Consider the following 22,134-nt stretch of genomic DNA (forward strand, 5'->3'; position numbering starts at 1 on the left):
CCGGTGCGCTGAGCCTGTCCGAGCGGTGCGGGTTCCGCACTCGGCACACATGGATCGGCTACGTGCGGCCGCTCCAGCGGCAGGCGCGACCACCCAAGGGGTCACAACAGGCCGAGGTCGCGGGCGCGCAGTGCGGCCTGGGTGCGGTCGCGCAGGGCGAGGCGGCTGAGGATGCGGGAGACGTGGTTCTTCACCGTGCCTTCGCTGAGGTACAGCTGCGCGGCGATCTCCCGGTTGGTGCGGCCGCGCGCCACGAGCCGCAGGATGTCGATCTCGCGCGGGCTGAGGGCGGGAGCGGCGGCGGGCGGCTCGGGAGCGGCATGGGGCAGGGCGGCCGCGAGCCGGGCGGCCACCGAGGAGTCGAGCTGAGTGACTCCGGCGTGCGCCAGGCGGACCGCCTGCGCGAGTTCCTCGGCCGGCAGGTCCTTGAGGAGATAGCCGCTGGCTCCGGCGCGCAGCGCCTGGACGACGTACTCCTCGTCGTCGAACGTCGTCAGCATCACGACCCGGCACTCCGGTGCCCGGCCGCGCAGCACGGCGACGGCCTCCACGCCGTCCAGTTCCGGCATCCGTACGTCCATCAGGACGACGTCGGGTTCCAGTTCCACCGCCTTCTCCACGGCCTCCCGCCCGTTGATCGCCGTACCGACGACGCTGATGCCCGGCCGGATCGAGAGCAGTGCGGCGATGCCGTCCCGGATCAGCTGCTGATCGTCCACCACCAGCACCCGTACCGCCGTCGGCTCCTGGCTCACCGCTCGCCTTCCCGCCGCGGGACGACGACGGTGAGCCGTGTGCCCTCGCCCGGTTTGCTGTCGATGTCGACGCTCCCCGCAACCAGGTGCACCCGTTCGCGCATGCCGGTCAGGCCGAATCCTGCCGTTGCCCGGTCCGGTGTGAAGCCGCAGCCGTCGTCGGTCACCGCCAGCCGTGCGGTGTCCTCGGTCAGCCGGACCGCGACGGACACCCGCGAGGCCCGCGCGTGACGCAGCGCGTTGGTCAGCCCCTCCTGGGCGGCCCGGTACAACGCGGTCAGTGCGGCCGTGCCGTAACCGTCCTCCTCCCCCGTCACCTCCACGCTGACGCGCGGCCCCGCACCGCCTTCACGCGCCCATCCCGCGAGCGTGGCCGACAGCGACGGGCGCGCGTCGTCGCGCAGCGCGCGCACCGACTGCCTCACGTCGCCGAGGGCCAGCTTCACCGACTGTCTGGCCTCGGCCATGGCCCGTCCGGCCGCGTCCGGGTCCAGGGCACGGAACTCGGACGCGATCTCCAACTGCACCGAGATCGCGGTGAGATGGTGGCCGAGGCTGTCGTGGATGTCGCGGGCCAGCCGGTTGCGTTCGGTCGCCGCGGACAGCTCCGCGACGCGCGCGGCGTACTCCTGCAGTTCTCTCCGGGCGCGTTGCTCGCCGACGGCGACGGCGGCCATTGAGATCGCCAGCACCAGGCCGACCGCGACCATCAGCAGGTCGGACACGTACTCCATGTCGCGATACCAGGCGGGGGCTGTCAGCAGAAAGCCGGTGAGCAGTCCGGCCAGGCACAGCGCCCCCAGAACGAGCGCCGTCGTACGGCCGAACGCGAAGTAGGCGGTGAACGGCAGGAGCACGAACAGCACTTGGGCCAGTTCCGAGGCATCCGCGGCGACCACGGCGCCTGTCAGCCCGCACCGCGCGAGCAGCAGCGGCACCTGCGGCAGGTTCCGCCGTCGCCCCACCAAGTCCAGCGCGCACAGGGCGGCGAGCCCGGCGACGAAGCCGGCCGTGCGCCAGGACAACAGTCCGGGGCCGGCGCCCAGATCCGCCGCCAGGTAGTAGATGCCGCCGACGAAGACCGCGCCGTACAGCAGCGGTGACACCCACGGCACGGGCACATACGCCGACATGCACACCCCCACCCCCGACGCCACCGCCCAGGCTAGGCCGGACGCGCGGGCCAGGCGACACCGACGGGAGAACTCCGGCCGGGAGCCGAGAAGTATGGACGAACGGCACATGCCGAACGGCACTCCACCGACCGCGGACGCCGATGACCTCCAGCCGCGGATGTCGCCGCTCGGCACCTGCCCGGACCGGCTGCGCGCTTCCTACGGTTTCGGCCTGACCTGCCCTTCGACACACCGGAGTTGGCTCTCATGTCCGCAGCGTTCGCCTCTGTGCCCGCCCCCGCCCGGCTCCCCCGCTTCGGCGCCCTGTGCGGGGTGCTGTCCGGCCTGCTCATCGCACTGCCCGCCGTCGCCGAGGCATTCACCGGCGAAACCGCCGCCACCAGCCTCCTCCTCGCCCTCTCCCCCGCGTTGGCCCTGCCGTGCCTCACCGCACTCCACCGGTGGCAGAGCCCTGCCACCGGCCGCTTCGGAGAGACCGCCTACCTGGTGAACCTCATCGGGCTCGGCCTGTTCGGCGGGGCGGCGTTCGCCGCGAACCTGGTGCTCTACTACCTGGACGACGACGTCATCGAAGCGGAACTGACGGGCCCCACCATTCCCGCCCTCCTCGGTTCAGCGTTCGTCTTCGCTGTGGGCTGCGCGCTGTTCGGGGCGGCGCTGATCCGTGCCCGGATGCTCCCGAAGGTTCCGGCGTGGGGGTACGCCGTCGCACTGCCCCTGTTCGCGTTCTTGATCGCGCTGCCCGATTCCGTGCTGACGAGCGCCCTGCACATCGTCGTCGGCGTCGTCCTGGTATGGCTCTCGACCGCCCTGTGGCGATCCGCTTCCTCGAACGACCGGACCGCTGCCTCGGCGTTCACCAGCTGATGCGGGCCGCCACCGGCAGATGGTCGCTGCCGGTGGCCGGCAGGACCCACGAGCTGTCCGGCTCCACGCCGCGGACCAGGATCTGGTCGATCCGCGCCACCGGGAACTGCGCCGGCCAGGTGAAGCCGAAGCCGTCCCCGGCCGTGTCCTGTGCCGAGTGCAGCTGCGAGGTGATGCCGGAGAGCGCGCGGTCGTCCATCGTGCCGTTCAGGTCGCCGAGCAGCACCACGCGCTCGTTCCGCTCGGCGGCGACGGCCTTGGCGAGGGCCCGCGCGTTCCTGTCCCGCGAGCCGGTCCAGAAGCCTGTCCTGGGAGTCACGCGTACGGAACCCAGGTGGGCGACGTACACGGCGAGGGGCCCGTTGCCCGTGGCGACCGTGGCGCGCAGTGCCCGGTTGTAGGCCAGCTTGACGTCGGCCGGCTTGGTCGCCCCCAGCGGCCCGGCGTCCATCTCGGTGTCGACCGGCCGGATGTCCGACAGCGGCAGCTTGCTCCACAGCCCGACCGTGCCCTGGACCGTGTGGTACGGGTACGCCTTCGCCAGCCCCTTCTCGTACACGCCCCGGTCCTGCGCGGTCAGCTCCTCCAGCGCCAGCACGTCCGCACCCGAGGCGGCCAGGTCGCGGGCGGTGCCGGCCGGGTCGGGGTTGTCGGCGCCGACGTTGTGGCCGGCCACGGTGAGGTCACCCCCCGCATGGGACTTGTCGCCGAGGAGCCCGCCGAAGAGGTTCAGCCAGACCATGACCGGCAGCAGCAGCGCGACCACGGCCGAGGCGGAGCGGCGCCACAGGGCCGCGGCCAGCAGCACCGGGATGAACAGGCCGAACCACGGCAGGAACGTCTCCACCAGACTGCCGAGACTCCCGGTCCGGTTCGGGATCTTCGCGTGCAGCAGCATGAGCAGGCCCAGCAGCAGCGCCGGCGCCGCGAGCACCAGGCCGCGCTTCCACGGCTCCGGCCGGGAGCCGATGCGGAGCGCCCGGTGGAGGGCCGCGTGCCAAGTCCCGGCGCCGGGTTCCTGTCGGATACCCGCGGGCCGGGTACCGGCGTCGGCTTCCTGGCTGCCGACGCCGTCCTGTGCCGGCTGCGCGGTGTCCGCCTGCGCCATCGTCGTCTGTCCTCGCTCACTGCTGGTCACTGCTGCATCCTGGGGTCCTGGGTGGGGTCGGCATACATGCGGGGGCAATCCCGGTCGATCGCCTCGGTACGCAGTTCGTAATGCCAGGGTTCGTTCTCGTAGATCTGGCACAGCCCGTACGCGGCGCCGTGCGTGGACAGCCACGCCGTCGCATCGGAGCGGCCGATGTCGACCGCGTCCCCCGACACGTGGGGAGACGTCGCCGCGGTGGCCACCCATCGGGCGGCTTCGTCCTCGGATCCGTACTCGGAGACCGCCTCACGAAGAAGCTGGTCCTGGTACTCGGGGGAACGCCAGCCGCTGTTGACGTAGAACGCCACGCCGTCGTCGGCGGCAGCCGTCGCAGCCTCACGGAGGGCCTCGAGCAGATCCGGATCGACGTGGGTCACGGCCGGAAGCGCGTCATCGAAGACCGTCACGCCGTCGGGGACGACACCACCGGCCTCGCCGAGCGCACCACGGTCCTCACCGCGATGAGGGCTCGTGAGTGATGCGGTGGAGGGGGGTAAGGAGGGCCAGGAGGACGAGGACTTCGTCACCTGGTGGCCGAGGGCCGCGGTGAGCCCCGCCAAGGCGACGAACAGGCCGACGGCAAGGAGCCATCGCAGCCGGTGGGTCGGTGTTCGTGCCGATGGTGGCGTTCGCGTCATACCGACAGTCAAGGCAGCGTGGTGTTGTCGGCGCGTATGCGGTTTTCGATATGCCGACGATAGGCGCCGACTCGTAGCCTCGGAGCATGCGTGTGCTGATTGTCGAGGACGAGCCCTATCTGGCCGAAGCCATCCGCGACGGCCTACGTCTGGAAGCGATCGCGGCCGACCTCGCAGGCGACGGCGACACCGCACTGGAACTGCTGAGCGTCAACACCTACGACATCGCCGTGCTGGACCGCGACATCCCCGGACCGTCCGGTGACGAGATCGCCAAACGCATCGTCGCCTCCGCCAGCGGCATGCCCATCCTCATGCTCACCGCGGCCGACCGGCTCGACGACAAGGCCTCCGGCTTCGAACTCGGCGCCGACGACTACCTCACCAAGCCCTTCGCCCTCCAGGAACTCGCGCTCAGGCTCAGAGCACTGGACCGCAGACGTGCCCACAACAGGCCCCCCGTGCAGGAGATCGCGGGGCTGCGGCTCAACGCGTTCCGCCGAGAGGTCTACCGCGACGGCCGCTATGTCGCGCTGACCAGGAAGCAGTTCGCGGTGCTCGAAGTCCTCGTCGCCGCCGACGGCGGTGTCGTCAGCGCCGAAGAGCTCCTGGAACGCGCGTGGGACGAGAACGCCGACCCGTTCACCAACGCCGTGCGCATCACCGTCTCGGCACTGCGCAAGCGTCTCGGCGAACCCTGGATCATCGCCACCGTGCCAGGCGTCGGCTACCGCATCGACACCCAACCAGAGACCGGCCCAGAGGCCGGACCCGAGGGGCGAGACCATGGATAGAGCGCCCGGTGTGAGCGTCCGCCTCAAGCTCACCCTCAGCTACGCCGGATTCCTCATGGTCGCCGGCGCCCTGCTGCTCGCGGCGGTGTGGGTCTTCCTCCTCCGCTACGTCCCCGACCGCGCGATGCTCTACAACCCCGACGACCGGCCCACGGGTGGTGTCTTTCCCATCCGGTCGGTCCTTTTGCACGTCTTCGCTCCGAGGGCGGTCGCGGTGCTGGCGTTCCTGCTGGTGTTCGGTCTCGTGGGAGGGTGGCTGCTCGCCGGCCGGATGCTCGCCCCGCTGACCCGCATCACCGAGGCGACCCGCCTGGCCTCGACCGGATCACTCGCCCACCGGGTCCGGCTGCCGGGCCGTAAGGACGAGTTCCGCGAGCTCGCCGACGCCTTCGACACCATGCTCGCCCGCCTCGAGGAACACATCGCCGAACAGCGCAGATTCGCGGCCAACGCCTCTCACGAGTTGCGCACCCCGCTCGCGATCTCGAAGTCGCTTCTCGACGTGGCCCGCACCGATCCGACCCACGACACCGGCGAGATCATCGAGCGTCTCCACGCCGTCAACACCCGAGCGATCGACCTCACCGAGGCGCTGCTCCTGCTCAGCCGCGCCGGCCAGCGCTCCTTCACCCGAGAACAGGTCGACCTGTCCCTCCTGGCGGAAGAAGCCACCGAGACACTCCTGCCCCTGGCGGAAAAGCTCGGCGTCTCCATCGAGACCTCCGGCGACATCGCCCCCACCGACGGCTCACACGCGCTGCTGCTGCAGCTGAGCACGAACCTCGTCCACAACGCGATCGTCCACAACCTGCCTGGGCAGGGCACCGTGTCGGTGAACACCAGCGTCCGCACCAAGACCGTGGTGCTCACGGTCGAGAACACCGGCGAGAAACTCACCCCACACTCGGTCTCCACGTTCACCGCACCGTTCCAGCGCGGCACCGAGCGCATCCACACCGACCACGCGGGCGTCGGCCTCGGCCTGGCCATCGTCAACACCATCACCCAGGCACACGACGGCACACTGACCCTCACCCCGCGCTCCGCGGGCGGCATCAGCGTCAGCGTGGAACTGCCCCGGTCTCCCGGCACGCTGACCGGTGACGCTTCAGCGAACTGACGCGCCGGTCTTCCCTGAGCGTCGCGCCTGGTCAGAGCCCCCGCCTCCCGGCAGACCGTGCCGTGCCGGAAGCCGCGTTCCAGGGTGTGAGACGCCCCGCCACGCCGCTGTCGGCGCCCGTTGCTCGCCGCCACGGCCCCTGTCCTGTCGGCGGCCCGGTCCCGACCGAACGTTACGGATACGTTCCGAGCTCTTGACGGCCACCGTATGACTGCGTAGACATGACCGCGCAGTCAGACATACGGCGTCTGTCGGAAGCGGGCTCGATCGTGCGGCCATCGGGAGACGTCATGACGCGAGGTACTGGACGGGACGGAAGCCCCGGCGCGCCGCGCAGTGTGGACGTGGCCCGGGTGGCCGGGGTCTCGCAGAAGACGGTGTCGAGGGTCTTCAACGACGAGCCGTACGTCTCCGCCGACGTACGCCGGCGCGTCCTCGACGCCGCCGAACAGCTCGGCTACCGGCGCAACAACGCCGCCCGGGCGCTGGCCTCCGGGCGGACCCGCTCGATCGGCGTGGTGACCTTGGGCACGGCCCTGTACGGTCCCGCCTCACTGCTCATGGGTGTGGAGCGGGTCGTCCGGGACACGGGCTACGCGCTCCGCGTGGTCAACACGATGGAGGGCGACCCGGCGGGCCTCGCCGGCGCCGTCGGCTCGCTCCTCGACCAGGGTGTGGACGGCATCGTCATCTCCGAGCCGATCGACGAGCCGGGCGGCGAAGCCGAACCCCTGCGCGTGGACGTGCCGGTGCTGGTTCTCGGCGCACCGCAGCCCTTCGCGGCCTCCACGGTGTTGTTCGGGGGACGGGGCGCCGACCGGATGGCACGGGCGGTCGTCGAGCATCTGCTGGACCTGGGACACGCGACGGTCCATCACCTCGCCGGCCCTCAGCGGTGGTACGCCGCCAAGGACCGTCTCGAGGGATGGCGGTCGGCTCTGGCCGCACACGGCAGGGACGAGCCGCCGGTCATCGAGGGCGACTGGTCGGCCGCCTCCGGCTACGCGGCGGGCCGGGAGCTGGCCGCCGACCCCGAGGTGACGGCGGTGTTCGCCGCCAACGACGACATGGCCATCGGCCTGATCCGGGCTCTGGCGGAAGCCGGCCGGAGGGTGCCGCAGGACGTCAGCGTCGTCGGCTTCGACGACATCCCGGTCGCCGCCTATGTGACTCCTCCCCTGACCACGGTGCGACAGCCGTTCGACACGGTGGCGCAGGAGGGCCTCAAGCGACTCGTGCACGCCATCGACAACCCGCAGGCACAGGCTCTGCCGGCGAGCGATCCGCCGGTCGACCTCATCGTGCGTGCTTCGACCCAGCCCCCGCCGCCCCGGACACCGCCGGGACGCCGACGACATAGCGTCTCCCGATCCCCTGGAGAGGTGCCCCCTCACCGGCTCCCTGAGAAAGACCCGTCCACCCGCCGCTGAACGGCGCCGATCAGTTCGGGCTCCAGAGCCCGCACCCGGCGCATGAGCCCAGGGCCTGGCGGCCGCACCGGCCGTAGCTCAGTCCCTGCCCAGCCCGACCGCGTCCCCGCCACGGCGGACGACCCCGCCACCCGGACGACGTACGCATTCCCTTCGCCCAGCGGCTCTCGAGCCGTATGGCGGCCCGCGCCACCGCGCTTGCCGAACCCGTCGGCTTCGACGTCCAGATCGTCGCGCCCACGCTCGCTGTCCCTGCGCCATCCACCTTCCGCACGCCCTCCCCCGGCGTGCCGTCCCTTCGCCATCGGCGGGAGTTCACCATGCCCACATCCGGATCCTTCGCCAGCCCCTCCTCCATGAACCGTCGTCTGTTCCTCACCGCGACGGGCGCCCTGTCGCTCGGCGCCGCCCTCACGGCGTGCGGCGGCGGTGACTCCGGCGGATCCTCCGCGGCCGCGAAGCCGGTCAGCCAGGCCGACATCGACAAGGCGATGAAGACACCGACCGAGCTGACGTTCTGGACCTGGGTCCCGAACATCGCCAAGGAGGTCGCCCTCTTCGAGAAGAAGTACCCGGCCGTCAAGATCAAGATCGTCAACGCCGGTCAGGGCACCCCGCAGTACACCAAGTTGCGTACAGCGCTGAAGGCCGGAAGCGGCGCTCCGGACATGGTGCAGATCGAATACCAGGCCATCCCGACCTTCACGATCACCAACAGCCTCCTGGACCTGCGTCCTTACGGCGCCTCCGCCCTCAAGAACCAGTTCGTCGACTGGACTTGGGGCCAGGTCAGCGGCAGCGACGGCGAGGTCTGGGCGATCCCCCAGGACACCGGCCCGATGGGCATGCTGTACCGCAAGGACATCTTCGACAAGCACGGCATCGAAGTCCCCGGGACCTGGGACGAGTTCGCCGCGGCGGCCCGCAAGCTCCACAAGGCCGACCCCGACGTCTACCTCACCAACCTCGCGGCGAACCAGCCCGCCGCCTGGCACGGTCTGCAGTGGCAGGCGGGCGCCAAGCCCTATGTGACCTCCGGCAAGAGCGACATCGCCATCAGCGTCGACGACGCCGTCTCCCGCAAGCTCGGCGAGTACTGGGGCGGGCTCGCCAAGGAGGGCGTCATCGGCGTCGAGCCGGACTTCACCGACGGCTGGTACGCGGCCCTCAACAAGGGCAAGTACGCCACCTGGCTCACCGCGGCCTGGGGGCCGGTCTTCCTCTCCGGTTCCGCCAAGGCCACCGCGGGGAAGTGGCGGGCGGCCCCGCTGCCGCAGTGGGACGCCGCCAAGCCCAGTTCGGGCAACTGGGGCGGCTCGACCACCGCGGTCATCCGCTCGACCAAGAACCCCATCGCGGCAGCCGAGTTCGCGAAGTTCCTCAACTCCGACCCGGCCAGCGCCCGGATGTTCGCCACCGAGCAGTTCTTCTTCCCGGCGACCAAGGCCCTGCTCACGGACGCCGAGTTCGTCGGCCAGGCACCGTCGTTCTACGGCGGCCAGAAGGTCAACCAGCTGTTCGCCGACATCAGTTCCACGGTCAACTCCTCCTTCCAGTGGCCGCCGTTCCTCGACCAGGCGGCCACCGACTGGACAGAGACGGTCGGCAAGTCCCTCGCCGACAAGACCGACACCGTCCGCGCGCTCGGCACGTGGCAGTCGCGACTGACGACGTACGCCAAGGGCCAGGGCTTCACCGTCAAGGGGAGCTGAGATGGCTGCTACCACCGCGGCCCCCGCCAAGGGCAAGCGCCGTGCGGCAGGGCCGCTGTTCGTCGCACCGTTCATGGTGCTCTTCCTCCTGCTCTTCCTCGCCCCGCTCGGCTACGCCGCCTACCTCAGCCTCTTCCAGGAACGCCTCATCGGCGGCACGGCCTTCGTCGGACTGGACAACTACGTCAAGGCCGTCCAAGACCCGCAGCTCATCCATGGCGTCGGACGCGTCGCGCTGTTCTTCGTGATCCAGGTCCCGGTGATGCTGCTGCTCGCCCTGCTGTTCGCCCTCGCGCTGGACAGCGGGCTGCTGCGGCTGGCCCGGGTGATCCGGCTGGGCATCTTCGTGCCGTACGCGGTGCCCAGCGTGGTCGCGGCCCTCATGTGGGGCTATCTGTACGGCCCGGACTTCGGCCCGTTCGCCCAGCTGAGCCGGGACCTGGACCTGCCGGTCCCGCACTTCCTCAGCGAGGGCTGGATGCTCGGCAGCCTCGCGAACATCGTGACCTGGGAGTTCGTCGGCTACAACATGATCATCCTGTATGCCGCCCTGCGCACCATCCCCACCGAGCTCTACGAAGCGGCGGCCATGGACGGCGCCGGCGCCTGGCGCATCGCCTGGTCCGTCAAACTCCCCGCGCTCAAGCCGGCGCTGATGCTCACCCTGCTGTTCTCCGTCATCGGCAGCTTCCAGCTCTTCAACGAACCGAACCTGCTGATGAAGGTCGCCCCGGACGTCATCAGCAGCTCCTACACCGCCAACCTCTACGCCTACTCCCTCGCCTTCACCGGCCAGCAGGTCAACTACGCGGCCACGGTGTCCTTCCTTCTCGGCCTCGTCATCGTGATCGCCTCCTACGCCATCCTGCTCACCGCGAACCGCAGGAGGACCCCGTGACGACCACCACAGCCCCGCCCCCGGGGACCACGAGCACCCCGCCCAAGGGCCGGAAGCCCGCGACGCGCGGCCGGCACGCGCCGTCCTCCGGGCGCCGCAGCACCCCGCTGACGATCGCCATGCTGGCCGCCCTGGCCTACTTCCTCCTCCCCCTGTTCTGGCTGCTGATCGCCTCGACCAAGAGCACCCAGGACCTGTTCAACAGCTTCGGCCTGTGGTTCTCGGACGCCCCGCAACTGCTGGCGAACGTCAAAGCGACCTTCACCCAGGACGACGGGGTCTTCCTGCACTGGCTCCTCAACACGGTGATGTACGCCGTGGTGAGCTCCGTCGGTGCCGCCCTGCTCGCGGCCGCGGCCGGGTACGGCTTCGCCAAGTTCCGTTTCCGCGGCGACCGGTTCGGCTTCAACCTGGTCCTCGGCGCCGTCATGGTCCCGACCACCGCCCTGGCGATCCCGACCTACCTGCTCTTCGCGGAGGCGGGCCTGGTCAACACCCCCTGGGCGATCATCCTGCCCTCCCTGGTCAACCCGTTCGGCCTCTACCTCATGCGCGTCTACGCCCAGGACGCCGTACCGGACAGCATCCTTGAGGCCGCCCGCATCGACGGCGCCGGGGAAGCCCGGATCTTCTTCACCATCGCCCTGCGGCTGCTCGCGCCGGGCCTGGTGACCGTCCTGCTGTTCACGCTGGTGGCGACCTGGAACAACTACTTCCTGCCGCTGATCATGCTCAACGACCCGGACCTGTACCCGATCACGGTCGGCCTGTCCTCCTGGGCCGCCCAGGCCCAGAACGGCGGGGCCGGCTCCAGCAGCGACATGCTCGCGCTCGTCGTGACCGGCTCCCTGATCTCGATCCTGCCCCTCGTCGTGGCCTTCCTGCTCCTCCAGCGGTACTGGCAGAGCGGCCTGGCCGCCGGCGGCGTCAAGCAGTAGGGCACGCAGCCCTCGCACCACTCCCCCCTTCCCCGGAGGTTTCCTTCATGGCGGCTCTGCCTGCCCGCGTCCTCTTCGGCGCCGCTTACTACCACGAGTACCAGCCTTACGAGCGCCCCGACCAACGTCTCAAGACCGACCTGGACCTGATGTCCGAGGCGCATGTCACCGTCATCCGGGTCGGCGAGTCGGTGTGGTCGACCTGGGAGCCGGAGAACGGACGGTTCGACCTCGACTGGCTCCAGCCGGTCCTCGACGGCGCTCACGAGCGGGGCATCTCCGTCGTCCTCGGCACCCCGACGTACGCCGTCCCGCCGTGGCTCGCCCGTCAGTACCCCGAGATCACCGGCGAGCGGCGCACCGGCGAGCGCATCGGCTGGGGTGCCCGCCAGGAGGTCGACTTCACCCACCCCGCGTTCCGCTTCCACGCCGAGCGGATCATCCGCAAGATCGTCGCCCGGTACGTCGACCACCCCGCGGTCATCGGCTTCCAGGTCGACAACGAACCCGGCCTGGAGCTCTTCCACAACCACGGCGTCTTCCAGCGCTTCACCGACCACCTGCGCGCCAAGTACGGCGACGTCGAGACCCTCAACCGCGAGTGGGGACTGGTCTATTGGTCGCACCGGCTGTCGACCTGGGCCGACCTGTGGACCCCGGACGGCAACGCCCAGCCCCAGTACGACGTCGCCTGGCGGGAGTTCCAGGCCCGGCAGGTCACCGAGTTCATCGGCTGGCAGGCCGACCTCGTCCGCGAGTACGCCAGGCCCGAGCAGTTCGTCACCACCTGCATCTCCTACAAGCGTCCCGGGGTGGAGGACGACGAGCTGACCGACCGGCTCGACGTCGCCACCGGCAACGCGTACTACGGCATGCAGGACGATCTGCTGCTGCCCGACCCCACGCCCGACGGTCTCGAGCAAGGCTGGCAGACCACCGGCGTCTGGGCGCTGTACCAGACCGCGGACTGGATGTTCTCCTCCCGCCAGGAGCCCTTCCTGGTCACCGAGACCAACGCCGGCTCGATCGGCATGCCGTGGGACAACCGCCCCGCCTACGACGGCCAGTGGCGCCAGGCCGCCTGGGCGCTGGTCGGGCGCGGAGCCCGGATGATCGAGTACTGGCACTGGCACACACTGCACTTCGGCGCGGAGACCTACTGGGGCGGCATCCTGCCCCACACCGGGCAGCCCGGCCGCACCTACGCGGAACTGGCCAAGCTGGGCGCGGAGTTCGACGCCGCGGGCCCGCTGGTGGCCGGGCTCGAACCGGACGCCGACATCACGATGGTGTACTCGACGCCGAGCAAGTGGCTGATGGAGAAGTACCCGCCGCTGGCCAAGCCGGACGGCGAGCCCGACCCGACCGCCTACCACCGCATCTTCGACCCCTTCTACCGCGGCGCCTTCGACGCCGGCCGCCAGGTCCGCATGGTCCACGCCCGCCAGCTGCACGACCCGCGCGGTGAACGGGAGGGAATGACGCCGCAGGACGCCGCCCGGCGCCACCCCGTCCTCGTGGTCCCGGCGCTGTACATCGCCGCCGACTCGACCCTCGACTGGCTGGCCGCCTACTCGGAAGCCGGCGGCCACCTGGTCCTCGGCCCACGCACCGGCTACGCCGACCACGAGGCGCGAGCCCGGCACGAGCCGGCGCCCGGACGGCTGGTCGACGCCGCGGGCGTCCAGTACGACGAGTTCAGCAACCTCGTACAGGACGTACCCGTGCGCTCGGCGTCCGGCGGACCGCTCGACCTGCCCGAGGGCGCGACGGCGACCCACTGGGCGGAGGGCCTGACCGTCACCGACGCCGACGTCCTCGTCGAGTACGACCACCCGCACTTCGGCCGCTGGCCCGCCGTCACCACCCGCCGCCACGGCGCCGGCCGCGTCACCACCGTCGGCACCGTCCCCGGCCGCGACCTCGCCCGGGCACTGGCCGCCTGGATGACACCGGCCTCCCACGGCGCGTGGCCGGACCTCCCGGAGTCCGTCACCGCCACGACCGGCACCTCACCCGACGGACGCCGCGTCCACATCGTCCACAACTGGAGCTGGGAGCCTGCCCGCGTCCAGACACCGGTGGCCCTCTCCGACGCGCTGACCGGCGCCTCCGTCCCCGCGGGCACGGCACTGGAGCTCGGCGCCTGGGACGTCCGCGTACTCGTCGCCTGATCCGACCCCTTACCGGCACCACCGTGGCCATCCCCCAGGAGGGGCAATGCACACAAGAAGAGCAGGAAAAGCGCTGGGAACCTTCGTCGCGGCATCAGCGATGCTGGCGATACCCGCCTCCAGTGCGCAGGCGTACAACCCGACGGGCGGGATCCTCTACCAGCTCGGCAGCGAACCGTGTCTGAAGGGGCGGGGCAACTGCGCGGTCTACCCGAAGTCGGCGCAGCTGCCGAGCGGGCGTCTGGTCGCGTCGTTCGAGAAGTCCACGGTCGTGTCGGCGACGGGCAGCGCCGACAGACAGACCCTCCCCGTGTACAAGAGCGACGACCACGGCACGTCGTGGCAGCCGCTGTCGGAGGTCAAGGCTCCCGCGTACCTCTCCAGCGACCCCAAGTACGCGAAGTACACGAGCAATTGGACGAACCCGTACCTCTACACGCTGCCGCAGGACGTCGGCAACCTGAAGCAGGGCACGCTGCTTCTCGCGAGCGTCGTCTCCGGTGACGACTACTACTACAAGGAGCACAAGGCGGCCGACCCGAACTGGACGCCGTCCAACGACGGAGACCGCAAGGACCTGGCGATAGCCCTGTACTCCAGCACCGATGAGGGTGCGACGTGGAAGGTCCTCAACATCGTCGCGACCGGCGGCTGGCAGGGCGGCAGCGCGGGCGCGACCGGGAAGAACATCGCCGCCGCGAACACGAACAAGCAGGTGGATCCCCTGTGGGAGCCGTACCTGATGGTCTACAAGGGCCAACTCGTCTGCTACTACTCCGACGAGAACGACTACACCGGCTTCAACGCGAGCACCGGCGTCCCGACGCTGGACCCCGCCAACGACACCGCCACGGACTCCCTGGGCCAGATCCTCGCCCACAAGACCTGGGACGGACATAGTGCGCAGTGGAGCGCACCCGTCGTCGACGTCGCCGGACTGACCCAGAACATGGGAGGCGGCAAGACGGAGATCGGCGGCGGGCGGCCGGGCATGGCGAACGTCGTGCGCACCACGGACGGCAAGTGGATGCTCCCCTTCGAGTACTGGGGCGGCGGAGCCAACACCAGGTACGTGGTCGCCGACAACCCGTTGCAGTTCTACCGCGGTTCGGCCACCGGCACGGACGTCGCCTCCCTGCCGGTCCACTCCAGCTCCCGTCCGCTCGCCGGAAACGGCAGTCCGGTGATCATCAGGCTGCCCGGCGGGCGCCTGGTCTACAACGCGGCCGCCAGCGGCAACGTCTGGGTCAACGAGAGCGGACGCAGCGACGGCACGTGGAAGGAGTACCAGACGACCTCACCGGCCGCTTACAGCCGCAACCTCCAGTACGTCGACGGCACCGGCCGCATCGCGATCCTCAACAACCAGGGCCCCTCGACGATCGCCTACGCCGAGGTCGACCTCGGCCGATCAGCCGGCGCGTACTACCAGTTGGTCAACCGCAAGACCGACCAGGTGATCGGTACCGGGAACAACACCAACGACGCGAACCTCGGCAACGCCGACGTCCCCGACGTCGTCCTGGAGGACCCCGGCGCCGCGGCGAACCCGGACACCCAGTACTGGCACGTGGTGACCGAACCGAACGGCGGCACGACCCTGCTCAACAAGTCGGGCGGCCGCGCGGCGGCCATCTGGACGGGCAACGCGACAGCCGGCCAACGGATCGGCCAATGGGTCGACAACAGCGCCACCGGCAGCTGGAACCTGATCAAGACCAGCGACGGGTTCTACAAACTGCAGTCGGTCAAGGACACGAGCCTCTACCTGACCGGCGCCTCCGACGGAGCACCTCTGACCTTGCAGAACGCGACCACGGACGGCTCGCAGGACTGGGAGCTCGTCCAGTAGGCAGGCCACCGCCGGCCCGGCGCGAGAGGCAGGTGAAAACCGCCTTTCGCACCGGGCCGGCGACAGCTAGCGTCTGGGTGCAGCGAGTCGCCCACGAGGAGTTGAGAGATGGTCGGTCTTCCGAGCGCGCGTTGACGTCGTAGGCCGTGACCGGCCCGTCATCGCGTGCTGCCCTTGATGTTGCGGCACAGCGAGCCTTCTCCTGCCTGGACCGTCGGCGCACCTGCCGGGTGCCCGGTGGCAGGCCTCGTTGTCGGCAACCCGAGGGATCCCCGTGCCGTCCGCCTCCTCCGCTGTATCCGATTCCGGTCGACCCGTGCCGTCCAGCCTGTGGCGGGACAGCGACTTCCGCAGACTCTGGGTGGGGCAGACCGCCTCCCAACTCGGGGAACAAGCAGGCCTGGTGGTCCTTCCGCTCTTCGCCGTCCTGACCCTGCATGCCGGTGCGACCGAGCTGGGCGCCCTGCGTGCCATGGGGCAGGCGCCGATCCTGTTGCTCTCGCTGTTCGTCGGCGCCTGGGTGGACCGGTGGCGCACTCGCACGGTGATGGTGCTGACGGACGTGGGCCGGACCCTTGCCCTGGGTGCCGCCGCCGTGGCCGGCCTCTTCGGCTGGCTCGGCCTGCCCGCGCTGTTCGTGATCGCTTTCGCCGTCGGGGCCCTGTCCGTGTTCTTCGACGTGGCGTACCAGGCGTGTCTCGTACGGCTGGTGCGACGCGATCAACTGGTGTGCGGAAACAGCTCCCTTGAGGGCAGCCGGTCCGCGGCGCAGATCGGCGGTCCCGCCCTGGGTGGTGCGTTGGTGTCCCTGCTGTCGGCGCCGATCGCCGCCGTCTCCAGCGCGCTGTTCTTCACGCTGTCGTTCCTGTCCATCCGGCGAATCCGTCGAGTCGAATCGGCCCCGGAGGACCGGGAACGTCCCTCGCGGGTCTGGCGGCGGATCCACGAAGGTCTACGTTTTGTCGTCAATGACAGCGCACTGCGGACCGTGTGCCTGGCCTCGGCCGCCTTCCAGTTCTCGTTCGCGGCCGTGATGACCGTCTATCTGCTCTTCCTGCCGCGGGAGTTGCACCTGTCCGGCGCCGCCGTCGGGCTGGCCCTCGCGGCGACCGGGCCGGGTGCGCTTCTGGGCTCCGTCCTGGCCGCCCGTCTGCCGAACCGGTTCGGGTACGGCCCGGTACTCGTGGCCGCGGCGGCACTCGGCGACGGCGTGTTCTTGTGTGTACCCGCGCTCCACGGCTCCCCTACGGTGACCGTTCCCGCGCTCCTCGCGGTCAACTTCGCGTTCGGGGTCGGCAGCCAGTTGGTGAATGTGGCGGTCATGGCCGTCCGGCAGACGGTCACACCGGACGGGATGCAAGGCCGCGCCGCCGCGACGATCACGTTCGTCGGCATGGGATTCTCCCCGCTCGGTTCGCTGCTCGGCGGATTCCTCGCGGAGGCTTGGGGGCTGCGTACCAGTCTCCTGGCGACGGCCACAGGCATGCTGCTGTCCCCGGCGGTGATGGCTCTGTCCCCGCTCGTACGCCTCGGACGGACGCTCCCGGCCCCGCAGAACGCGCCGCTGACGGCCGACCGTGCGAAGGGCGACTCGGGGTGATGGCCTGGTCAGCCGGCTTGGAGCCAGAAGTGCAGCAGGCCGGTGTCACCGGCCGGGGCAGGCTTGCCATCGGGATCGGTGACCGCGGTCACCGTCAGGCCGGCCGTCGTGGTGTACCAGTGCAAGATCCACGGGCGTTCCACGACACTGCTGTCCGAACGATGGTGGCGTTCGTAGCGCAGAAGCGTCGTCTGTGTCCGAGCTGTCTCGTCGCAACCGTGCGGACGCGGCCGATCTGTTCGGCCGGTGTCGGTGCGGGGGTGAACAGAGGAACCAGGACGGTGCCACCCTCCGCCAGGTGAGCGCGGATGCCGCGCAAGGCGGCCAGTGCCACATCGTCGTCGGGGAGCAGGGTGAAGGTCGGTCCGGCGAGGAAGATCGCTCGGTAGCGGCGGGGCAGTTGAAAAGCCTCCATCCGCTGGTGGAACACGGTCGTACGGATGCCTTCCTCGTCGGCCCGGCGACGCAGGCGGTCAAGCATGTCCGCGGAAGAGTCGACGCCGTCGACTTCCAGACCGCGGCGGCGCAGTTCGAGCAGAGGGTCACCGTCGCCGCACCCCAGCTCCAGTGCCGGCATGCCGGCCCGCTGAACGAAGGCCGCATAGGGCTCAGGGTCCGTCCTGGGAGAAGGACTTCAGCGGTCCGTAGAGCTCTGCGACGAGCCAGCTCCCGGCTCCGCATCAAGGGCACGGGAAGCACGTTGACAGGTGTCTGTCGACATGTTGCTATGAGGCGCTGCTCAGTCGGATCTGCGTCGCGTCGCATACCGCTCGGGCACCGGGTGGACGGACAACAGAGCGGGGGCAGTGCCCCTCAAGTACAGAGCGAGGAACCATGCCGCAGCGCGCTGCGACCATCGTCGGCGGCGGCATCGGCGGGCTCGCGGCAGCCATCGCCCTGCATCGCCGGGGCTGGCATGTCGAGGTGCTGGAACGGGCTCCGGAGTTCGCCGAGATCGGCGCCGGCATCTCCCTGTGGCCGAACGCGCTGCGCGCACTCGAGGCCCTCGGCCTGGCCGACGCCGTCCGGGCACTGGGCGCCGTAGAGGCCGCGGGCGGCGTACGCGACCGCCGGGGCCGGTGGCTCTCCCGCACGGACAACGCGGAACTGGCACGCCGCTTCGGCCACCCCCTGACGGTCCTGCACCGCGCCGACCTGCTGCGGGCGCTCACCCAGGCGCTGCCCGCCGACAGTCTGCGGCCGGGCAGCGAGGTGTCCGCGGTCCATGACGACGGCCACCGCCCGGTCGTAGCTCACGGTGGGGGTCAGTCCCGGCCCGACCTCGTCATCGGCGCCGACGGGCTGCGCAGTGTGGTCCGGCGCGCCCTGTGGCCCGACACGGCCGGACCCAGGTACGCCGGTTACACCGCCTGGCGCATGGTCACCGAGCCCCTCCCCCAGCCGCCCGCCGAGGGCGCGGCGACCTGGGGCCGCGGGGAGAGGTTCGGCTACACCGCGCTGCCGGGCGGGCGGATGTACTGCTTCGCGACCGCGTCGCTCCCGGCCGGAGCGGCCTCCGCCTCCTCCGAGTACGCCGAGTTGCTGCGCCGGTTCGGCTCCTGGCCGGATCCCGTCCCCGCCCTGCTGGCCGCCGTCCCCGCGGACGCGGTGCTCCGCCACGACCTGTACGACCTGCCGCCCCTGCCCTCCTTCGTCCACGGCCGCACCGCGCTGCTGGGCGACGCGGCCCATGCGATGACCCCCAATCTGGGCCAGGGCGCCTGCCAGGCACTGGAGGACGCGGTCACCCTCGCCCACTGCCTCGACAGCACCCCGGACGTCACCGCCGCGCTCCGCTCGTACGATCTGCTGCGCCGCCCGCGTACGCAGGCCATCACCCGCCGCTCCGCCCGGCTCGGTGTGCTGGGCCAACTGTCGTGGCCGCCTGCGGTGTTGCTGCGCGACACCGCCGCCCGGCTGACACCGACGCGAGCGACGCTGCGTTCCATGACGCCGGTGCTCGGCTGGACCGCACCCGATGGCCCGACCGCGACACAGAGCGAGACCCACTGATGCCGGACTGGACCTATCACCCGCTGCGCCAGGCGGCCGCCGCCGTCCTCGGCCGACGCCGTTCCCAGCGCACCGCACTGGGACTGCTCGCCGGGATCGGCTCCCGCCCCGCCGGCGCGCGACTCATCGCCCGCGGGTTCGGCCACCGCCATCCGCCGCGGCACCTCGCGGGCGACGTCGTCGGCGTCCCCGTGACCGTCCGACTCGGCCTCTCCGTCCTGCCCTCCGTCGCCCGCCAAGCGGTACACGCCATGCCCCCGCTCGGGGCCGGTGTCGTCGAGGTGGGGCCCGTCTCGGCGGCCGACGTGGAGACGGTACGCAAAGCCGCTGCCGGGCGCACGATCCCGCTGGTCGTCCGCGCCGCCGACCCCGAGGTCGAGGCCGCCCTCAAGCCCCATGTCGACGGGTTCACCCGCGACGACGACCCCCACCTGGTCCACGTGTCCGACCCGTCGGTCACCGCCGCGGCCGCCGCGCTCGAGGAACCGGGCACCGTCGTGCTCGCCCGGCCCGGGGTGCTCGTCGAGTCCGGGCCCGGCTGGTTCGCCCGGGTCACCGAGGCGGCCACACCGACCGCGCCCGCCCCACGGCTACGGGATGTCGGCCTCGATCCCCGCCGCTGGCCCGCCTGGTGGTGGGCGCTGCTCGTCGGGCTCGGGATGACGGGCGCCGGACTCGGGGCCGCGGCGATCACCCTCGGGCCGGTGCTGCTCTGGTACGACCGCGACTACCTCGGCATGACGTTGCACGACCTGCATGCCGCCAACCACCACCTCGTGCACTTCCTCCAGCACGACCGGATCACCATGGCCGGCACGATGGTGGCGATCGGCGCCCTCTACACCGGCCTCGCCGTGGGCGGCATCAGACGCGGCTGGCCCTGGGCCCGCGAGGTGTACCTGCTCTCGGGCGCCATCGGCTTCCCCACTCTGTTCTACTTCCTGGCCACCGGCTTCGTGGAACCCCTGCACACGGCCACCGCCCTCGTCCTGTTCCCGATGTTCGTGGCCGGGATCCGCCCGACCCCGCACGCACCCCGCTGGCGCCCGGCCCCCGAGGGACCGGAGCCGGAGCGCCGACGGGCGCTGACCGGCCAGCTGCTCCTGATCGTCACGGGAGCCGGGCTGTTCGTCGGCGGAGCCGTGATCTCCGTGGTCGGCCTGACCGGCGTCTTCGTGCCCACCGACCTGACCTTCCTGGGCACCAGCGCGCAGACGCTGGAAGCAGTCAATCCGCGGCTCGTGCCGTTCATCGCCCACGACCGCGCGGGGTTCGGCGGCGCCCTGATGTCCGCGGCCGTGGCGATCCTCCTGCTCAGCGCGTGGGGCTGGCGGCGCGGTGAGGCCTGGGTGTTCTGGACCCTGGCCGCGGCGGCGACCGCCGGCTTCCTGCCCGCCGTCGTGGTCCACGGAGTGATCCACTACACCGACTTCACCCACCTCGTACCGGTCTACATCGGCATCGCCCTGACCAGCACCGGCCTACTGCTCGCGCGCCCCTACCTCTGCGCCAAGACGCCGACCCCGCCAGGCGACTGACGGGCAGCCCCGGAGAGAAACCGGAGCGGCACACGTCACGCAGCGGGACGGCACTTGGGCAAGAGGACAGTCACCGTGGCGACCTCGGCAGGCGGCTCACGAGGTCTGCTTGTGCTGAGTGAACGCGGCGATCAGGCCCTGGGCCGTGTTGTTCTCGGAGTCGATGTGGTGGACTTCGGCTCCTTCGAACATGGCCACCTCGGCGCTGCGTACGAACATGGCCAGTTCGTACTCGCTGAGCGCGGCCTCGATGTCGTCGGGGTGCGTGGCGAGGGCCTTGCCGAGTTCGGCGCCGTCGAGCATGGCCAGGTTGGCTCCTTCGCCGTTCGGGGCCGCGAGGTGGGCGGCGTCACCGAGGAGGGTCACCCCCGGCACCCGCTCCCACCGGTGTTCGGCCGGCAGGGTGCAGTGGGGCCGCAGGACCGGTGCGGTGTCGCCGTCGGTGATCAGCGCGGTCAGTTCGGGCGCCCAGCCATCGAACTCCTGGGCGATCCGTGCGGCGGCCGCGGCGGCATCGGTGAAGTCGATGCCGGCGAACCACTCCTGCGGCCTGCTCAGCGCCACATAGGTGTGCAGAGTGTCGCCGCTTTCCCGGTGGCCGAAGATCTCCTTGCCCGGCGAAGGCGCCATCATCGAACCACCACCGACCGCTTTCGCGCAGGCGGGGTGGCGGGTGTCGGCGTCGAACAGATAGGTCTCGACGAACGATGTCCCGACGTACTCGGGTGTGGCACTGGAGAGCAGCGGCCTCACCCGCGACCACGCACCGTCCGCGCCGACCAGCAGACTGGTGACGACGGTGGTGCCGTCGGCGAACGACACCTCGTAGCGTCCCTCGCCGAGGGCACGGGTGCCGCTCGCCTTGTGCCCCCACCGGACGATGCCGGCCGGGAGTGAGTCGAGCAGGATCTGCCGCAGTTCGCTGCGCTGGACCTCGGGGCGTCCGCCGGTGCCGTCGTCGCCCTCCTCGAACAGGACGGTCCCGTCCCGGTCGAGCACGCGCATCGCCTGGCGGCCCTCCAGGATGATGGCCCGGAACTCGTCCATCAGACCGGCCGCCTCCAGGGCGAGCTGCCCGTTGTAGTCGTGGATGTCGAGCATCCCGCCCTGCATACGCGCCGACGGGGAGGACTCCGCCTCGTAGACCGAGACCGGGATGCCGTGAACATGCAGGACACGGGCCAGCGTGAGTCCCCCGAGTCCGGCGCCGATGATCGTGACGGGTGTGCGCATGGTGGCTCCTTGGGGATCGGGCCGCCCGGTGGTCTCCGGCCGGCCTCCTCCCGAAAGATCCCAACGCGTGCCGACAAGCCACCGACATCGCACCAACAGCCCCCGACAACCGACCGACACCACGGCTCGGCCGCCCGACAAGAAGCCACAGGGGCACCGGCCGGTCCGACAGCCGCACACAGGTCTGGCCCGCCGCTACGGGGGAGAGCGACGGGCCAGCATCTCCACAGTGCCACAGCCGGGCACGAGATGTGCGGCGTCACGGGAAAGCGGCGTGACGCAAGGT

At 70.7% G+C, this 22,134-nt stretch carries 18 protein-coding genes; 12 read left to right on the forward strand and 6 right to left on the reverse strand.

Annotation, left to right across the window (positions count from 1 at the left end):
- Positions 1–101 precede the first annotated feature (101 nt).
- The gene (locus QF037_RS05035) at positions 102–755 is read right to left on the reverse strand and encodes a response regulator (RefSeq protein WP_307022221.1); all 654 of its coding nucleotides are present in this window, start codon (positions 753–755) and stop codon (positions 102–104) included.
- On the reverse strand, positions 752–1,888 hold the full coding sequence (locus QF037_RS05040) for a sensor histidine kinase (protein ID WP_307022224.1): 1,137 nt from the start codon (positions 1,886–1,888) through the stop codon (positions 752–754). Before QF037_RS05040 ends, QF037_RS05035 begins: the two co-directional genes overlap by 4 nt.
- A 249-nt stretch (positions 1,889–2,137) precedes the next feature.
- Between QF037_RS05040 and QF037_RS05045 the strand changes: the two genes are divergently transcribed.
- Positions 2,138–2,758, forward strand: a complete 621-nt coding sequence (locus QF037_RS05045) for a hypothetical protein (RefSeq protein WP_307022226.1) — start codon at positions 2,138–2,140, stop codon at positions 2,756–2,758.
- Here the strand turns inward: QF037_RS05045 and QF037_RS05050 are convergent.
- Together QF037_RS05050 and QF037_RS05055 are read right to left on the reverse strand one after the other, a co-directional pair.
- Positions 2,748–3,866 (reverse strand): endonuclease/exonuclease/phosphatase family protein, encoded by a 1,119-nt coding sequence (locus tag QF037_RS05050; protein WP_373463941.1) that lies wholly within the window; start codon positions 3,864–3,866, stop codon positions 2,748–2,750. The two genes, QF037_RS05045 and QF037_RS05050, sit on opposite strands and share 11 nt — an antisense overlap.
- Positions 3,867–3,892: 26 nt before the next feature.
- Positions 3,893–4,546, reverse strand: coding sequence for a M15 family metallopeptidase (locus QF037_RS05055; RefSeq protein WP_307022230.1), 654 nt, complete (start codon positions 4,544–4,546; stop codon positions 3,893–3,895).
- 86 nt (positions 4,547–4,632) lie between these two features.
- On the opposite strand from QF037_RS05055, the gene QF037_RS05060 reads away from it, so the two are divergent.
- From QF037_RS05060 to QF037_RS05100, 9 genes are all read left to right on the forward strand, one after another.
- Positions 4,633–5,340: a response regulator transcription factor gene (locus QF037_RS05060; RefSeq protein ID WP_307022232.1), complete on the forward strand. Its 708-nt coding sequence runs from the start codon at positions 4,633–4,635 to the stop codon at positions 5,338–5,340.
- Positions 5,333–6,460: a sensor histidine kinase gene (locus QF037_RS05065; RefSeq protein ID WP_307022233.1), complete on the forward strand. Its 1,128-nt coding sequence runs from the start codon at positions 5,333–5,335 to the stop codon at positions 6,458–6,460. Before QF037_RS05060 ends, QF037_RS05065 begins: the two co-directional genes overlap by 8 nt.
- Before the next feature lie 338 nt (positions 6,461–6,798).
- Positions 6,799–7,890 carry a LacI family DNA-binding transcriptional regulator gene (locus QF037_RS05070; protein WP_373463942.1) on the forward strand — a complete coding sequence of 364 codons (1,092 nt, stop codon included), beginning with the start codon at positions 6,799–6,801 and terminating at the stop codon, positions 7,888–7,890.
- A 320-nt stretch (positions 7,891–8,210) separates the two neighbouring features.
- Positions 8,211–9,602, forward strand: coding sequence for an ABC transporter substrate-binding protein (locus QF037_RS05075; RefSeq protein ID WP_307022236.1), 1,392 nt, complete (start codon positions 8,211–8,213; stop codon positions 9,600–9,602).
- A gap of 1 nt (position 9,603) precedes the next feature.
- On the forward strand, positions 9,604–10,500 hold the full coding sequence (locus QF037_RS05080; RefSeq protein ID WP_307022238.1) for a carbohydrate ABC transporter permease: 897 nt from the start codon (positions 9,604–9,606) through the stop codon (positions 10,498–10,500).
- Positions 10,497–11,438, forward strand: a complete 942-nt coding sequence (locus tag QF037_RS05085) for a carbohydrate ABC transporter permease (protein WP_307022240.1) — start codon at positions 10,497–10,499, stop codon at positions 11,436–11,438. The genes QF037_RS05080 and QF037_RS05085 overlap by 4 nt, the downstream gene beginning before the upstream one ends.
- A gap of 47 nt (positions 11,439–11,485) precedes the next feature.
- On the forward strand, positions 11,486–13,612 hold the full coding sequence (locus QF037_RS05090) for a beta-galactosidase (RefSeq protein WP_307022242.1): 2,127 nt from the start codon (positions 11,486–11,488) through the stop codon (positions 13,610–13,612).
- A gap of 46 nt (positions 13,613–13,658) precedes the next feature.
- Positions 13,659–15,464: an RICIN domain-containing protein gene (locus QF037_RS05095; protein WP_307022244.1), complete on the forward strand. Its 1,806-nt coding sequence runs from the start codon at positions 13,659–13,661 to the stop codon at positions 15,462–15,464.
- A gap of 274 nt (positions 15,465–15,738) precedes the next feature.
- Positions 15,739–17,064, forward strand: a complete 1,326-nt coding sequence (locus QF037_RS05100) for an MFS transporter (protein WP_373463666.1) — start codon at positions 15,739–15,741, stop codon at positions 17,062–17,064.
- Between the two features lie 94 nt (positions 17,065–17,158).
- Here the strand turns inward: QF037_RS05100 and QF037_RS05105 are convergent, their stop codons facing one another.
- Entirely contained in the window at positions 17,159–17,641 is a 483-nt protein-coding gene (locus QF037_RS05105; protein WP_307022248.1) for a class I SAM-dependent methyltransferase, read from the reverse strand.
- 257 nt (positions 17,642–17,898) lie between these two features.
- On the opposite strand from QF037_RS05105, the gene QF037_RS05110 reads away from it, so the two are divergent.
- Complete coding sequence (locus QF037_RS05110; RefSeq protein ID WP_307022250.1) at positions 17,899–19,077, forward strand: FAD-dependent monooxygenase; 1,179 nt, start codon at positions 17,899–17,901, stop codon at positions 19,075–19,077.
- Complete coding sequence (locus QF037_RS05115; RefSeq protein WP_307022251.1) at positions 19,077–20,615, forward strand: hypothetical protein; 1,539 nt, start codon at positions 19,077–19,079, stop codon at positions 20,613–20,615. Before QF037_RS05110 ends, QF037_RS05115 begins: the two co-directional genes overlap by 1 nt.
- A gap of 96 nt (positions 20,616–20,711) precedes the next feature.
- On the opposite strand, the gene QF037_RS05120 is transcribed toward QF037_RS05115, so the two are convergent.
- A complete protein-coding gene (locus tag QF037_RS05120; protein WP_307022253.1) occupies positions 20,712–21,848 on the reverse strand; it encodes an FAD-dependent oxidoreductase in 1,137 nt (378 codons plus the stop codon).
- Positions 21,849–22,134: the final 286 nt, after the last annotated feature.

The organism is Streptomyces canus (assembly GCF_030815415.1).
In the GTDB taxonomy this organism is placed as follows: domain Bacteria; phylum Actinomycetota; class Actinomycetes; order Streptomycetales; family Streptomycetaceae; genus Streptomyces; species Streptomyces canus_F.

Bases quoted from the DNA above. Each gene is read 5' to 3' on its own strand.
- QF037_RS05040 (WP_307022224.1), bottom strand. From the start codon at position 1,888: ATGTCGGCGTATGTGCCCGTGCCGTGGGTGTCACCGCTGCTGTACGGC.
- QF037_RS05045 (WP_307022226.1), top strand. From the start codon at position 2,138: ATGTCCGCAGCGTTCGCCTCTGTGCCCGCCCCCGCCCGGCTCCCCCGC.
- QF037_RS05050 (WP_373463941.1), bottom strand. From the start codon at position 3,866: ATGGCGCAGGCGGACACCGCGCAGCCGGCACAGGACGGCGTCGGCAGC.
- QF037_RS05055 (WP_307022230.1), bottom strand. From the start codon at position 4,546: ATGACGCGAACGCCACCATCGGCACGAACACCGACCCACCGGCTGCGA.
- QF037_RS05060 (WP_307022232.1), top strand. From the start codon at position 4,633: ATGCGTGTGCTGATTGTCGAGGACGAGCCCTATCTGGCCGAAGCCATC.
- QF037_RS05065 (WP_307022233.1), top strand. From the start codon at position 5,333: ATGGATAGAGCGCCCGGTGTGAGCGTCCGCCTCAAGCTCACCCTCAGC.
- QF037_RS05075 (WP_307022236.1), top strand. From the start codon at position 8,211: ATGCCCACATCCGGATCCTTCGCCAGCCCCTCCTCCATGAACCGTCGT.
- QF037_RS05080 (WP_307022238.1), top strand. From the start codon at position 9,604: ATGGCTGCTACCACCGCGGCCCCCGCCAAGGGCAAGCGCCGTGCGGCA.
- QF037_RS05090 (WP_307022242.1), top strand. From the start codon at position 11,486: ATGGCGGCTCTGCCTGCCCGCGTCCTCTTCGGCGCCGCTTACTACCAC.
- QF037_RS05095 (WP_307022244.1), top strand. From the start codon at position 13,659: ATGCACACAAGAAGAGCAGGAAAAGCGCTGGGAACCTTCGTCGCGGCA.
- QF037_RS05105 (WP_307022248.1), bottom strand. From the start codon at position 17,641: ATGCCGGCACTGGAGCTGGGGTGCGGCGACGGTGACCCTCTGCTCGAA.
- QF037_RS05110 (WP_307022250.1), top strand. From the start codon at position 17,899: ATGCCGCAGCGCGCTGCGACCATCGTCGGCGGCGGCATCGGCGGGCTC.
- QF037_RS05115 (WP_307022251.1), top strand. From the start codon at position 19,077: ATGCCGGACTGGACCTATCACCCGCTGCGCCAGGCGGCCGCCGCCGTC.
- QF037_RS05120 (WP_307022253.1), bottom strand. From the start codon at position 21,848: ATGCGCACACCCGTCACGATCATCGGCGCCGGACTCGGGGGACTCACG.